At 39.5% G+C, this 14,645-nt stretch carries 15 protein-coding genes and 1 pseudogene; 7 read left to right on the top strand and 9 right to left on the bottom strand.

The genetic code is table 11. From position 1 onward, the window contains the following. The 3 genes and pseudogenes from F6K40_RS32890 to F6K40_RS32900 all read right to left on the bottom strand — a co-directional run. Positions 1-278 (bottom strand): annotated as a pseudogene (locus F6K40_RS32890) (tetratricopeptide repeat protein); the annotation flags it as partial. Between the two features lie 232 nt (positions 279-510). After that, positions 511-1,284 (bottom strand): DUF928 domain-containing protein, encoded by a 774-nt coding sequence (locus F6K40_RS32895; protein WP_293142224.1) that lies wholly within the window; start codon positions 1,282-1,284, stop codon positions 511-513. 169 nt (positions 1,285-1,453) lie between these two features. Beyond that, the gene (locus F6K40_RS32900; protein WP_293142226.1) at positions 1,454-3,772 is read right to left on the bottom strand and encodes a CHASE2 domain-containing protein; all 2,319 of its coding nucleotides are present in this window, start codon (positions 3,770-3,772) and stop codon (positions 1,454-1,456) included. Positions 3,773-3,976: 204 nt separating this feature from the next. Here F6K40_RS32900 and F6K40_RS32905 point away from each other — a divergent pair, with 204 nt between their 5' ends. Then, positions 3,977-4,177 (top strand): hypothetical protein, encoded by a 201-nt coding sequence (locus F6K40_RS32905; RefSeq protein ID WP_293142228.1) that lies wholly within the window; start codon positions 3,977-3,979, stop codon positions 4,175-4,177. 122 nt (positions 4,178-4,299) lie between these two features. On the opposite strand, the gene F6K40_RS32910 is transcribed toward F6K40_RS32905, so the two are convergent. Continuing rightward, entirely contained in the window at positions 4,300-5,217 is a 918-nt protein-coding gene (locus F6K40_RS32910) for a DUF1822 family protein (RefSeq protein ID WP_293142230.1), read from the bottom strand. A 21-nt stretch (positions 5,218-5,238) separates the two neighbouring features. Then, positions 5,239-5,913: a hypothetical protein gene (locus tag F6K40_RS32915; RefSeq protein ID WP_293142232.1), complete on the bottom strand. Its 675-nt coding sequence runs from the start codon at positions 5,911-5,913 to the stop codon at positions 5,239-5,241. 739 nt (positions 5,914-6,652) lie between these two features. Between F6K40_RS32915 and F6K40_RS32920 the strand changes: the two genes are divergently transcribed. Continuing rightward, positions 6,653-6,829, top strand: coding sequence for a hypothetical protein (locus tag F6K40_RS32920; RefSeq protein ID WP_293142233.1), 177 nt, complete (start codon positions 6,653-6,655; stop codon positions 6,827-6,829). A gap of 124 nt (positions 6,830-6,953) precedes the next feature. Here F6K40_RS32920 and F6K40_RS32925 read toward each other — a convergent pair whose 3' ends face one another. The 4 genes from F6K40_RS32925 to F6K40_RS32940 form a co-directional block, all read right to left on the bottom strand. Then, on the bottom strand, positions 6,954-7,283 hold the full coding sequence (locus F6K40_RS32925) for a XisI protein (protein ID WP_293142251.1): 330 nt from the start codon (positions 7,281-7,283) through the stop codon (positions 6,954-6,956). A 105-nt stretch (positions 7,284-7,388) separates the two neighbouring features. Continuing rightward, a complete protein-coding gene (locus F6K40_RS32930; protein ID WP_293142235.1) occupies positions 7,389-7,670 on the bottom strand; it encodes a type II toxin-antitoxin system RelE/ParE family toxin in 282 nt (93 codons plus the stop codon). Continuing rightward, complete coding sequence (locus tag F6K40_RS32935; protein ID WP_293142237.1) at positions 7,670-7,897, bottom strand: hypothetical protein; 228 nt, start codon at positions 7,895-7,897, stop codon at positions 7,670-7,672. The genes F6K40_RS32930 and F6K40_RS32935 overlap by 1 nt, the downstream gene beginning before the upstream one ends. A 426-nt stretch (positions 7,898-8,323) precedes the next feature. Next, positions 8,324-9,214 (bottom strand): PPC domain-containing protein, encoded by an 891-nt coding sequence (locus F6K40_RS32940; RefSeq protein WP_293142239.1) that lies wholly within the window; start codon positions 9,212-9,214, stop codon positions 8,324-8,326. A 113-nt stretch (positions 9,215-9,327) separates the two neighbouring features. On the opposite strand from F6K40_RS32940, the gene F6K40_RS32945 reads away from it, so the two are divergent. The 5 genes from F6K40_RS32945 (at position 9,328) to F6K40_RS32965 (ending at position 14,622) form a co-directional block, all read left to right on the top strand. Further along, the gene (locus F6K40_RS32945) at positions 9,328-11,034 is read left to right on the top strand and encodes a flavin monoamine oxidase family protein (RefSeq protein ID WP_293142241.1); all 1,707 of its coding nucleotides are present in this window, start codon (positions 9,328-9,330) and stop codon (positions 11,032-11,034) included. A 329-nt stretch (positions 11,035-11,363) separates the two neighbouring features. Next, a complete protein-coding gene (locus F6K40_RS32950; protein ID WP_293142243.1) occupies positions 11,364-12,962 on the top strand; it encodes a flavin monoamine oxidase family protein in 1,599 nt (532 codons plus the stop codon). 32 nt (positions 12,963-12,994) lie between these two features. Continuing rightward, on the top strand, positions 12,995-13,165 hold the full coding sequence (locus tag F6K40_RS32955) for a hypothetical protein (RefSeq protein ID WP_293142245.1): 171 nt from the start codon (positions 12,995-12,997) through the stop codon (positions 13,163-13,165). Positions 13,166-13,242: 77 nt separating this feature from the next. Continuing rightward, entirely contained in the window at positions 13,243-13,728 is a 486-nt protein-coding gene (locus tag F6K40_RS32960; protein ID WP_293142247.1) for an FxLYD domain-containing protein, read from the top strand. A 687-nt stretch (positions 13,729-14,415) separates the two neighbouring features. Next, positions 14,416-14,622, top strand: a complete 207-nt coding sequence (locus tag F6K40_RS32965; RefSeq protein WP_293142249.1) for a hypothetical protein — start codon at positions 14,416-14,418, stop codon at positions 14,620-14,622. The last annotated feature ends 23 nt before the right edge of the window (positions 14,623-14,645 follow it).

Genomic DNA, 14,645 nt, shown 5'->3' on the forward strand with positions numbered 1-14,645 from the left:
TCCAGACCCATCAGAGAGGTAGCAACTCCTTCGTTATCTTCTATTTCTCGATAAATAGCTAATGCCTGCTGCCAAGATTCTAATGCAGCTTCAAATTGACTGGTTTGAGCCTGTTGAAGCCCTTGCTTAAGTAGTCTGTCTGCCTCTGCTTTGCGGGACTCTGAGGTTTGTGCGACTACCGGAGATGCTAACAAAAATGAGCCATTGAGCAACAAAGGGAGTGAAACATTGGTTAGTAAAGTAACAAGTAGAATCAATCTAAGTTTTGGAAATTTCATAAGTTTCTCCTATTTATCAATTATCGGGATTTGTGCAGATAGTCTATGTCTATATTGTAGGGGCGAATGGCATTCGCCTCCAAACATTGTACGACGACGAAGAACTATATTACTCAGAATTGCACAGGACTTGCGCAAAGAAACCCGGTTTCTACGAGAAATCCTTGTTTTGAACAGTAAGTGTTTACAAGAAACCGGGTTTCTGGGTTCGCCTGCGTAAGTCCTGTTGATATTATTCCTCAGAATTGCAGCAATCAACAAAAGGCTTATCGGCGATTTTTTCCAATTGTACTTGCTGCAATAAATTTTCCCAATCCTCATCAATGGATGTATCCGGCAAATTCGCGACACAAAGTTCAGCGAGAGTTGTTAGTAAATCAAACCACAAGCCATTTTCTGCATAAATATCAATACGTTTCCGGTAATTGTTATCTTGCAACTTGCTTTCTAATTGGGAAGTTATCGGCACCCGTTCAACCGCACCATTAACAAAGGCATCATCTAAGCGATTATTTGGATCGCAGATGACAGAAAAACGCCAAGTATAAAATTTTTCAAGTTCTAGGGGTGACTCTGTTGCGGGGAAAGTAAATTTGACAATTCCGGGCGTATTCTTGAGCGTCACAATTTGCTGATAGACTTCATTTCCTTCTTTATCTGTCAGTGAAAATTCTGCTTCCAGTCCGAGAGTCTCAGGATATGGAACATAGAACCAAAATGTCGGACGTTCGGCGATGGTTAAGCCAAAGTTCGTCCCTGGCATTAAAGCGATCAGTTCTTTGGAGGAACAATAATCGCGAGTAGACGCACCTCGACGTTTTCCCGGCGCTCCTTTTGGCGGTAAGTTGAATTTCAGTGCCATCAAAAAGGGAGATTGATTGAGCGGAATTGCCGAGGTAATTTTTGGTAAGATTAGGGGTTTGAGGATACCTACGGCAGTAACGAGTACAGGGGTTAATGTTGCAAAGAACATGATTTGCTTTGTTAGATATTTTTTTTGAGACATTATTTTGCTCCATAGAGATTATTGAGGACAAGGGGGACAAGGAGGGCAAGGAGGACAAGGGGGATAAGGGGGATAAGGGGGACAGGGGGGACAAGGGGGATAAGGAGGGCAAGGAGGACAAGGAGGACAAGGAGGACAAGGGATACAGGGGAATGTTGGGTTTCGTGCCTCAACCCAACCTACGAATATCGCCAACAATTCCCCCCGTGCCAACAAACACCAATCCCGATGGCACCAAAGGCACCCACCACCCTTGAAGAAAAAGCAAGAAACAAATACCGCCCAAAACCGCGATCGCTAAAATTCCTCCTCCTACCCAATACAACAGGCGATCGCTAACCAAAACCAAGAATCCTCCGGCAATTCCCCAGATCCAAATCCAGAAAAATTCACCCCAAATTGACCAAACCCACAACAATTTTCGACCATCTAAAACCGCACTAATAATTTGGCTAACCATTTGCCCATGAACGAACACCCCGCGCATAATTTCATCGGACTGCTGACTAAAAGGAGTGCGAAAATCATCCTGAATACTGGGAGCAGTCACCCCAATTAATACGATTCGATTTTTAATCCAATCTGGGTTAACATTCCCTTCTAAAACCTCCTGCAACGTCACCGTCTGAGCAACTTTTCCCTGAGTCCGGTAATTGAGCAGCATTTGATAGCCATCCAACTCCGAATAATTCCCGGCATAACTTTTCAAAGATTTCAAACGCACTGCACCCAAATGCAATTCATCCTCAACCACTTCTGGTTGAATTTCCTCTGCCGCTAAATAATGCAACGCTAACTGTAAACTGAGCGATCCTTCCGTCAAACAAGGGGAATCACTATTAAATGTAGCATACCAGAGGTGGCGACGCAGGATTCCATCCGCATCCTCCACCATATCGCTAAATCCCAAACGTTGCTGCGGAACTTCCGGAGGTGGGGCAATACCGGGATGATTGACAGTCGGATCGTTCCCCTGACAAACAGCAAAAAAGTTGTCTGTCTGTGCTAACCGACGGGCTAAATCCCGATTTTCAGGACTCACGGGAAAATCCCGATAAATATCCAAACCGATCGCCCGAGGTTGATGCACTTCTAATTTTGCCAATAATTGTGACAAAGCGTTATCAGCTAGGGACCATTTTCGTTCCATCCCTTGTTCATCTTGGTAGTCAAAATCTGCCTCCGTTAACTCCACTACCAAGAGACGGGAATCCATTCCTTCATCGGAACGCCAACGCATAAATCGATCATACATCTGTAATTCCCAAGGTTGTAGCACGCCAAAATGTCGCACCACCATCAGCAACACTGTCACCAGAAAACTGGTTAGCACTACCTGACGTGGCAAATACCAAGGAGATTTATCCTGCCTGCCATAACGCAACTCTTGCCAAGTTGGCGGTTGCACCGTGGGATTTTGGCAGACGACTGGCAACCAACTAGCACAAGGATAGTTTTGTTCCCAACCGTGCAATTTCTGCCTTGCTTCGGCAACTGCGCTATTCAGGGACTCCCCTCGAATATACGCTTCGAGAAAATACGACAAAAATTTTGGGGAAATGGGATCGGGTACTTTCTCTCGCATCACGATTACCTGAGACAAATATAAATCTGGTTCCGTTGCCAACTGATGCGCTAACCCTAAGCCATCACAAGAGTTAAAAATTGCTAACTGTAACCCTTTAGCGATCGCCTTTTTCAAAGCAAACCGCAAATCAGCGATGGTTAATTTTTCTCGTTCATTGAGTTGAATTTCCCCGCGCTTTCCCGACTCGGAAGTGCCGCTATGTCCGGCAAAAAATAGAATATCCCATCCTTGCTGCCATAACTGCTCATTTAAGTCAGAGGTTTGAGGTTGTTCTCTCCAGGTAATTTCTGCCCCCGCTTTGACTGCCAAATTATCTAAAATTTGCTTATCCGCATCGCGATCGATATCTGTCCCCTCACCTAAAATTGCTAGAATTTTTACCTTTCCTTTTGGAGTAGAAAAGAGATTAAAATTATTTGGAGAATCATATTCGATGGCACTGAGGGCAAATTCCGCTTCTGCTTGAACTAATACATCCCAAAGTTCCCAGGGAAATCGACGCAACCAAGAGTTATTAGTCTGTAAAAGGAGTTGAAATTTTTTCTGGGATTGTAATAACTTATCCCGAATCCCGCGAAAATCAACACAATTATTTAGCCAATCATTCAGAGTTTCCTGGAAAACATCAGCAGCTTTGCGAAAAGCAGTGAATGCTTCTTTTCCCTGGGATGAATTGGTTATTTGTTCGGGGTTTGCAGTCAGAGCGCGAAACAACATTTCTAAGCTGAGATAAAGTCGCTGCCAATCGCGATAACGATTGAGTATATTTCCGTTGGCGGATAATCGCCCCTGAGTTCGACTTTGTGAAGGGGAATGAATATTCCCTTGCCGGATTTCTAAGGTTGCATGAAATCCTGACTCAAAGTCTCCATCTAATATTAAGGTTAATAGTGTTCTCATTGCTGGTTATTCCTGTAAAATCAAATCCGGTAGTATCAGTAGAATTCAAGATCGTAGGGGTTTGGTCTCCAAACCCTCCACAAACATAGCGTTCTTATTGCTGGTTATTCCTGTAAAATCAAATCCGGTAGTATGGGTAGAATTCAAGACGGTAGGGGTTTGGTCTCCAAACCCTCCACAAACTAGGATTTTTAACCAATACTGATGGTAGAATTATATCACTTCAAAGCCAGCGGATTTGATATAACATTTTACCGTAGGGGTTTGGTTGCCAAATCCCTTAATGCTTGGGTTTGGAGACCAATGGGTTTGGAGACCAATGGGTTTGGAGACCAAACCCCTACTACGAAAGTTAATTATAACTATTCAACCGGACATGATATTATAAGAAACTGGGTTTGTTGAAAGTTGATGTTAGATCATGTCCAGATAAGAACGTGATAAAAACACTTCTTTCTCCTGTCTCCTGTCTCCTGTCTCCTGACTCCTCCCTCTTTTCTCCTGTCTCCTGACTCCTACCTAAATAATCAAACTCGAAACTTTTCTGTCAGACTTGCTTCACCCAACGCCACTTGAATATCAAAACTATCTCCTAGTTGAGCATCAAATTCATATTGAATAAATTCATCATTACTTTTTGCTGTCACTTCTTTAAAAAGCTTGTCTGTGTCAGTCAATATTGACATTTTCAAATTAGGTGGCAACACGATCGCTTCTCCTGTCGGATAAACCTGCCCTCTAACCTGCACAGTTTTCTCATCCTTTTCTTGAACAGTAATAATTAACACAACCCGACGATCGTCCAGTTCTATTCCTAAATCGATTAATTTGGCTCGTTCTTGTTTTTTCAGCTCAACATTTCTAAATGCTGGCCTCAGTTGCGGTGAAAGTAATTCCTGAACCGCTTGCCAACCGACATCATATTTTTCTTTCAACCAATCCAGTAAATTCACGATATCCGATTGTATTGGTTCTCCCCCCGGCAATTGATAAATTAACTGTTCGAGAGAGTTGAGTTGACTAATCTCTAACCATCCTTCCGGCGCAGTGCTAGCAAATCCGATCAACTTTGCTTGATTTATTTCTTCGTCGATTTCTACCACCACATAACCCACACGATCTGACAAACTTTCTGCCGGAATATGACAAATTTTCTGATTAGGCAATACAGGACGACATTCTAGTTTTCCCCAATCTTTGACTGGTAAATCAGCGACATCAAGCAGCGATCGTAATGCCGGATTCCAGCGATCGCTTTTCTCCAAATTCGTTTCTACTTCCATACAATCTAAGTAAAAATTTACCGCATAAACTGCTAAAGTATTCCGGTACACTTGTTGTGCTTTCTCTGGTTCCTGTTGTTCTCGACTAAATTTTTGCGCCTTTCGATAGGCATCTTTTGTCAGAGGAACCGAAAATTCCAAATGCTCTGTGAAATTATTCATTACTATTTTCTCCGTTAAACTTTAAGTGTGAGTTGAATATATCTGGACGTATTTTTTTAATGTCTCAGCAAAGTATCTGCTAGAACGCGAGTAAAAACCTTGTACCGTTGACTCTTGTTCTGGCTTTAATCCCACAGCGATCGCTATTTCTTTCCAAGTCTTCCCATCCAAGTATAAAAGAGCAATCTTCCTAAAATTTGCTTCAGGGTTTCCCCGAATATGCTTTTTGACAAACAAACTGTCAGAGTCCTCTTCAATAAATTGACGTACAAGCTGTGAAAGAGAAGGATTTTTGTCCGATCGCGACACATTATCTAAATATGTCATGCCCGATTGATGATCATTTCCAGACTGGGAAAAAGAGAGCGACACATCTAGAGAATGTTCTTTGCCAGATTTGTTATGTCGTTTATTGGCATCAATTAACCGTCTCTTCAAAACGAAATTGATCCAATTAATCACAGGCCCTTTTTCTGGATGATATACGTCAATTTTGCGACAGACATATAACCAAACTTCCTGAAGAGCTTCATGATAAACCTCTTGAGGACAGTCAGGTTTCTTGCGAGACAATTTGCCAGACTGTTGAACTGCCTGAATCAATAGCGTCAAAGCTAAACGACGAGCAGGGCTTTTTGACGGATGCCGTTGAGCCTCCAAAGCAAGCTCTTGCAGTGGTTCGTCCCATTTGTCCATTGATTTTCTCCATCGACTTATCTTCTACCTCACCTTTGATCTCTAAATAACTAACGGCTGTTAACTCAGATTCCATGCAAATTTTTCAAAATTTTTTCCTATAGGAGTCAGGAGACAGGAGACAGGAGTCAGGAGGGAATAGGAGGAATCAGTTTTAAGGTATCAGGACTTAGGCAGAACCGCCATATCTAGCATTCGCCCCCTACAGATAGCTTGTTCTCTAAGAATTTGCCTAAGTCCTGATAATTATGTCGTCTGTTAACTCAGATTCCATGCAAAATTTTCAAAATTTTTTCCTATAGGAGTCAGGAGACAGGAGACAGGAGTCAGGAGGGAAGAGGAGGAATCAGTTTTAAGGTATCAGGACTTAGGCAGAACCGCCATATCTAGCATTCGCCCCCTACAGATAGCTTGTTCTCTAAGAATTTGCCTAAGTCCTGATAATTATGTCGTCGTCATACAATGGTTAAGGGCGAATGCCATTCGCCCCTAAAATACTGAATAACACCGATGCTACCGGATTTGATATGACAGGACTTACGCAAAGAAACCCGGTTTCTACGCTAAATCGTTGTTTTTGACAATAAACATCTACGAGAAACCGGGTTTCTGGGTTCGCATGGCTTTAGTCTTGTATGAAAGATAATGAGACTAAAAGTTCTCTTCTCCAGTTCCGCATGAAATGGCTATTAAAGAAAGTTAATAAAATAACACTCTCATTTATTTTATTAGCTTTTTTATGTCTAATCCGAAACAGAACAAAACGCTCAAGCTTTTGCTAGTAGGACTTCTAGCCATTCCTCTGATCTGGCTGTCTCATCAAGAGTATCAAGATCAGCCATTCAACCAAGCTCATAATATTATTGACTTTTTGGTTAAAGTTGTTGTGTTAGTTGATGCACTTATTGGTACTTAAACATTATGCTCAAAAAGTGAGTATTTTTAGCAAGAATTGGGCAAAAAAATTACTCCCGTACGGACGTTCATGCAACGTCCCTACCTACTCCCCTACTCCTTAAAAAAGACTTTTTCAGCAAACCCTAAGTAACAGCAAAACCTGTTTCTTCTCGAATTTGAGGATCGTAAAATGCTAAAACAATTTTATCTTTAGTAATACCAGCATCTAAAAAATCCCTAGCAATACCTTCTTCTGTTCCATCTCGTTGAATCCAAATTTTATCATCCAAAATATCTACATGAATTAAACAACCATGAACTCTTTTTGTTCCTGAATATTGAGAATTTATTTTTTCCCTACCCACAATCATTAATAAATAACGATTCTGTTTAGTATCAAAAACTGTTTCAAATTTAATATTTTCATCTGCATAAGGGATGTCTGTATAAGATAGAATAACTTTTTGGATAATATCGCACTATTCATTTATGGTATCCATTCGATAATTTCCTCCAAATTAATATCAAAAATTAGCAACAATATAATAATTGATTTTACTTTTAATTTTTGGAAATGTCTAATAAACTTCATCGTGAGTTCCTATATTCAACAATAAAATAGCCTCTTTCTCTTCTTCCGGATCTAGAACAAACTCAAAGATAATTCGATAACTATAATCTACACAACAAGACCAACAACCTACTAAATCTCCCCTTAATTTATGAGTTCGCAAACTATGATGAAATGGGTCATTTGCCAACTGCCGTAGTTTCTCTTCAATTAACAAACGTAATTGAAGATTTTCGCGAACTAGACCTTTAAAAGAACGCAAAGATTTAGCACTCCAAGCAACTTTCATTAATCTTTATCCAAAGCCGCTAAAAAACCATCTACTGTCCCAAACATAACTTTTCCCTTTTGATAATCCTGTCTAACTTCAGCAATTTCTTTTTCTAATTGTCTTCTTCGCTCTTGAGATAAACGCTTTTTCAGAATATCAAGCAGAATTTCTCGATCTTCTAAAGAAAATTTTTCTACTATTTCTATTACTTCTTGAAAATCAGAAGTTGAGTAATTTTCACTCATAACTTAAAGCTTATATTTCTTATATTCTATAGCGATCGTAGATTTATTGTCAAGGTAAGGCAGAAGGCAGGAGGCAGAAGGCAGAAGGGTTAGAAGGATTTGAAGAAACTAGCTTTTTATAACCGAATTTGGTATGATAATTGAAAAGGAGAGATTGCCTCATAAATAATACTAACCTTTGTAGAAATAGAGGCAGAAGTAGACAGAGCATTGCAATATTTAGGGCAGGCAAAGAAATAGGCAAAAATTTATCGTTGCTTGATAATAATTCAACATTTGCCCACCCTACTATAGCAATCCTAAATAGGTTGTAAAATTTTATCGTAGGGGTTTGGTTTCCAAATCCCTTTGCGCTTGGGGAAAGGAGACCAAACCCCTACAGTTTTTGATCACAAATCATTTCTGATGGCTATATTATTGACTACTCTAAATAGAATTAGCTTCTAAAGACAAAGAATAATTTGTATCACCATCAAACTGAGAAACTCTGACAAAATAATTACCCTCTGGCAAGAAATCAATAGCTATTCTCTCATCAAGATTACCAACATTTCTCGAATCGGCAAAAACCTCTAAATTGTCTACAACTCCATTATTATTAATATCCTCAATTAATTCGATATCTGCATCTGCACTCAAACCACCTAAAAACACATCTAAACTACTAGGAGTATTCAAAATAAAACTGTAAATATCAACTGGATTTCCACTGCCAACAAAATCATTTGCTTCTGCCGTTCCTAAAACACCCAAACTATCAGTAATATTCAATAAATTATCTCGAAAATCTGGAGGTACGCTCAAACGATTTTGTGGCAAACCAACAACAATATAATGTTGAATTGCACTGGAAAATACACCATTATTTAGGAACTCGACTACATCAGGATTTTCAGCAAGATAAAACTCTGTATCAAATAAAATACTGGAGTTTCTTGATTCAAATTGACCAAACCTAACAAAATGTTCAAAAGGAGTTAAATTTCCTGATTCTAATGCTGTAGCTAACTCAGGATTTGAGAGATAAAAAGCAGTATTAAAAAACGGACTAGGGTCGCGAAATTCAAATTGACCAAACTCAAGAAAATGCTCTACTGCTGTCAGACTACCTGCTTGAGTAGCAGCAAGTACACCAGTATTAGTCTCTAGATAAAAGCTAGTATCAAATAAAGCATTGGGGTCTCGATTTTCAAATTGACCAACATTCAGAAAATGTTCTAACCCACTACTGAAATTTCCCGCAACAATTTCATCTATAACATCGGGGTTTAAGGCCAAATAAAATATTTCATCAAATAGAGTCTCAATAGTTAACATTATCTTAAAAATTTCCTTTTGACTTGATTGTTAATGTTATCTTACTACAGTCATATATTTATCTATAAACATTAAATACAAAATTAATACTTAATAATTAAAGGACTTAAACTATGGCTAAATCTTCCTTGATGAAAATGCTGCGTCGTGCTTATGGCATTGCTAATACGTCGCGAAAAACAGGCATTCCTACCGATGAATTATTGGGAATGCTCACAGAAACTAAAAGTAGGAATTTTCGGACTACTCGCCGTCGTTTATTACAAGGAGGTTTAGGGTTTGCTGGAGCAATGGCAGCTTCTAATTTTTTTAAGGGTGGGGAAAGGGCAATGGCTCAAACAACACCTATATTAATAGTAGGTGCGGGAATTGCAGGATTAACTGCAGCTTACCGTCTGACTCAAGCAGGGGTGCCAGTAAATGTGATCGAAGCTAGAAATAGACTAGGTGGGCGGATTAGAAGTATCTCTAAAATTGCTGGAACAACTATTGATGCTGAGTTAGGAGGTGCCTATATTGACACTGATAATGTTTGCATTCGTGACTTAGCAGCAGAACTGGGATTGACGGAATTCGATCTAGTAGCTGGTGAGCAGGGGTTAACGCCAGAACTTTACTTTGCTGATGGTAGAATTATTCCGATACAAGAAATTATTAATGATTTTGCTCCTGTTGCCGAAAGAATAGATGCCGATCTGATAGCAATTGATAATTTTGAAGATTATACAACTTTTGACCAACCTACCGCAGATATAGATAATCTCTCAATTGCGGAATATCTAGAAACTATTCCTACTAGCACCACTTTGCGACAGCTACTTGGAGTAGCTTACAATGCTTTCTATGGTTTAGATGCTCAGGAACAGTCGAGTTTGAATCTAATATATGTTATTGGTACTGAACCAAATACATTTGAATTATATGGTTCTCTTGACGAGCGTTATCGAATTGTTGGTGGTAATAGTCAAATTATTAATAATCTGGCTAATTTTTTACAAGGTTCCATTGAGACTAGCACTGTTCTAGAGGCAATAACAAGTTTATCAGATGGTAGTTATAGAGTAAGTTTGAGGTCTGGAGAAAGCACTTTTGACCGTACTTATGAAAGAATTTTATTAACTATACCTTTTCCGGTACTCAGGCAGGTTCAACTCAATGTCGATCTACCACCAGTCAAAAGATTTGCGATTGATAATTATGGTTTTGGTACAAATTCTAAGTTACATATAGCTTTTAATAACCCAGTTTGGCGCACTCGGTTTGGTTCAAGTGGGGAAAGTTATGCAGATTTAGGGTTTCAAAATACCCGAGAAGTTGCCCCAACAAGTCCGACTACGGAGGGTGTGTTGGAATTTTTAGCTGGTGGAAATTTGGGGTTAGCTTTAGGTAGCGGGACTCCAGAAGATAATGCACAGCGATTTTTGCCAGAGCTTGATTTGTTATATCCGGGCATAAGTAACGATCGCATCGGTCGCGCTGTCCGCTCTTATTGGCCTGGGGAGTTATATACTCAGGGTTCATATACTTGTTATCGCCCAGGGCAATATGTTCAATTTTTTGGTGTTGAAGGGGAGAGAGTGGGGAATTTATTTTTTGCTGGCGAACATACTTCTTTAGATTTTTCTGGTTTGATGGAAGGTGGTTGTGAGAGTGGTGAAATTGCTGCGATGGAAATTTTAGAAGATTTGGGTTTAGCTCCTGCTGTTGAAGCGCTGAGGATCAGACAGTCTTTACAAGAAGATCGTCGGGGTTCTCGTCCTCAAGGACCTAACGCTACTGGGATTCGTAGAAAGCAAGGTTTACCAATTAGGCCAAGGTAGGATGGAAGATGGTGGCGATCGTGGTGAAATTGCTGTGATATAAATTTTAGAAGATTTGGGTTTAGCTCCTGCGGTTGAGGCGCTGAGAATTAAACAGTCTTTACAAAATAGCGCTCAAAAGGGAGGACGTACACAAAATAAGAAGCGGAATCCTTCTTAAAGATGGATAGTTTTTGAACCTGATCAGGATTTACGCAGAACCACCTTATGTAGTAGAGGGCGAATGCCATTCGCCCCTACATAAGGTGTATAATTTGGTATTTTGCGTAAGTCCTGCTTATATTATGGTGCCTCTGCTTTAGTCCTGTGATAATGAGATATCAAAAATTATGAAATCTTCCATGATGACAATACTAGGTCGCGCTCATACTATTGCCAGAATGTCAAGAGAAACTGGTATCCCTAGTGATGAATTATTAGGAATGGCAAAAGAAGCTAAAGCTTTAAAATTTCCCAATGCTTGCACTCGCTTATTAAAAGGTGGTTTAGACTTAGCCAAAAAATTTAAAGTTTCCCTTTTATCCAAGGGTGGAGAAAGGGCAATGGCGAAAACAACCCCAGTATTAATAGTAGGGGCAGGAATTTCCGGATTAACTGCTGCTTACCGTCTAACTCAAGCGGGGGTTCCAGTTAACGCGATCGAAGCTAGCGATCGGGTAGGAGGTAGAATCAAAACTAGACAAAAAGCATTAGGTACTCCATTTGCCGTTGAACTTGGTGGAGAATTTATCTACAGCAAGCATATTTATCTGCGCAGTTTGATTGAGGAATTAGGATTACATCTTGTGGATTTGCAGGCAGTCGATAAAAATTTGGAAACACCAGAAATTTACTTTTTTGAAGGACGCAAAGTTTCATTAGCAGAAATTATCGCCGACTTTGAACCAATTGCAGAGCAAATTAACGCAGATTTAGAGGCGATCGCTAACTTTAAAGACTATCCCACAAATTCTACAAAAACTTTAGCAGTAGTAGAACTAGATAATATCTCAATTGCTGAATATTTAGATCGAATTCCTCAAACTACACCAGTAATTCGCCAGCTAGTTAAATCTGCTTACGAATGTTATTACGGTCTCAATATAGAAGAGCAGTCTAGTTTCAATTTAATTGATTTAATGGATACTCAACTAGATAAGTTTGATATTCTTGGTGCTACCAAGCAACTTTTTCATGTACAGGGAGGTAACGAACTTATCCCCCAAAAGTTGGCCAATTTAGTCTCTAATTCCATTGAAACGGGAACAATATTAGAAGCGATAAATTATCTTTCCGATGGTCGATATCGAGTGGCATTAAGGTCTGGCAACAGTAGCTTTGAGCGTATATATGAGAGAATTTTGCTAACATTACCTTTAACTTTGTTACGACAAGTTGAGCTTAATGTAGATTTGCCGCCTTTGAAAAAGTTATCTATAGATACTGCTAGCTACGGAACTCACTCTAAGTTAACTACTACTTATGAAGAAAAATTTTGGCGTACTCGCTACAACTCTACAGCTAATGTGTATTCAGATTTAGGGTTTCAAAACACTTGGGAAACTTCTGAAAGTCGTTATCATCCAGGCATGGGTTTGATTACACAATTTGTTGGCGGTAGTCAAGGTTTAGCAATAGGAACTGGTAGTCCTGAAATTTATGCTCAAAAATTGAATTCCCAACTAGAACAGGTTTTTCCTGGTATTAGTAATATTTCTATGCCAGATCGGACAACTTGTAGTTATTGGCCTGGAGAAGTTTATGCTCGCGGTTCTTATTTGTGTTATAAACCAGGGGAGTGGACAAAGTTTTATGGTGTGGAAAGACAGCGAGTGGGTAATATATTTTTTGCCGGGGAGCATACATCTTTAGAAAATCAAGGTTATATGGAAGGTGGTTGTGAGACTGGTGAAATAGCTGCTATGGAGATTTTACAAGATTTAGGCTAATGCCGCTACGCGGAATTCAAAATTCAAAATTCATGCATTATTGGTTAGTGTGGGGAGTGTGGGAGGTGTGGGAGGTGTGGGGAGTGTGGGAGGTGTGGGAGGTGTGGGAGGTGTGGGAAGATAGAACAAAATCAGAAAAAAACCCTATTTTTATAGGGCTACGCATTAAGGTTAGGACATTCCTAAATCTTGAAACCCTTTGACAGTTTACTATTCCCTATTCCCTATTCCCTATTCCCTAGCGCGTAGCGCTATAAATACATTTCTATATCCGAAAATTATGAAATACTTCTATTTTACTATATTAATACCATTGTTGCATGGGAATGTTGATCATCAATTATTACAGAGTAATATGGTGAATCTACTTGCTCAAAAATCTGAGCTTGACAACCCAATTTGTTATATGGAAACTCCGGAGGGAAAAATTATTAATTTAGTTAATCTCTGTGGGGACTCAGAAGCTATTGATGAAACCCAAAAAATTGCTTGTAAATCAGAGGAAGTTAAAGCTACAGAAATACCGATTACTAATGTTAACTATGATGGCAATTTTTTAACAGGTAAAGTGGCTAACAAAAGTTGTAAAACAGTGAAATCAATTAAAGTAAATTATCAAGTATTAGATGATGGTGGCAATATTATTGATAATGGTTATATTTATGCTCAACCTGCCACAGTTGAACCGGGAAAAGTAGCATCTTTTAAAGGTAATGTTTCTCCAGGAGCAAAAGTAGAAACAACTTTTGTGGAATGGAGTCAATAACGAAGTCAGAAGTCAGAAGTCAGAAGTTAGAAGTTAAATTATTATATCAACAGGACTTACGCAGAACTGCTATATCTAGTAGGGGCGAATGGCATTTGCTAACGCAAAGCTCCGCTCTGGCAAGAGGGATATACCACAGCTATAGAAGTGGGCAATTTAGAATATGTTGGCTATAATATAATGCACAATATTTTTGCATCCACTCTTTTTTTGTTGGTCAAGTTTTAACAGAATTAGAACAAAAAACTCGTACTTACTGCGAGCTACTCATACAACTTAATCAATTCATGGTTGTGAATAGATGTCAACCTTGGTGGCAAGTGATCTTGACATACTCCCGACGTTGCCCTTCTATTCCCCCCTTTCAAAGCTATGCTTTATAAACATTTTTCTTAACATAAAACTTGACAACATAGACAAGTTATGTTTTAGTCTTGAATCGGCTTTTTCAGGAGAAAAGTGTATTGAAAAACACACTTTTTTATGAATGTAGACAGAATTCTTCCTCCCCCTCCTCCCCACCCTCCCCATCCTCCCCACCCTCCCACAAGGGTTTCAAGAGTTCCTTATAAGGGATAGCTTAAAAAGGGGGGAGTCTTCAAAGTCCCCCTTGAAAAGGGGGATTTAGGGGGATCGTAACTGTACCTCATCTTTATGAGAAATGCTATATCTAAACTAAAGATTCTTTTGAAAGCTGCACAACGATATTTAGAAAGGATGCAACGGGACGACCAATTACGAATAATTAAGGCTTTGGATACTCTGGTTGCAGATGCGACTGGTCTTGATATTGACATACTCCCGACGTTGCCCTTACGGGACAACGCGGGATTCTTCAGTCTGGGAAACCCTGACCGCTGTTTAGACAGAGGTGATGTCCTCCCCCTGTGTTGACATTGATAATAACAAAATTCTCC

Source organism: Okeania sp. SIO3I5 (genome assembly GCF_010672085.1).
In the GTDB taxonomy this organism is placed as follows: domain Bacteria; phylum Cyanobacteriota; class Cyanobacteriia; order Cyanobacteriales; family Microcoleaceae; genus Trichodesmium.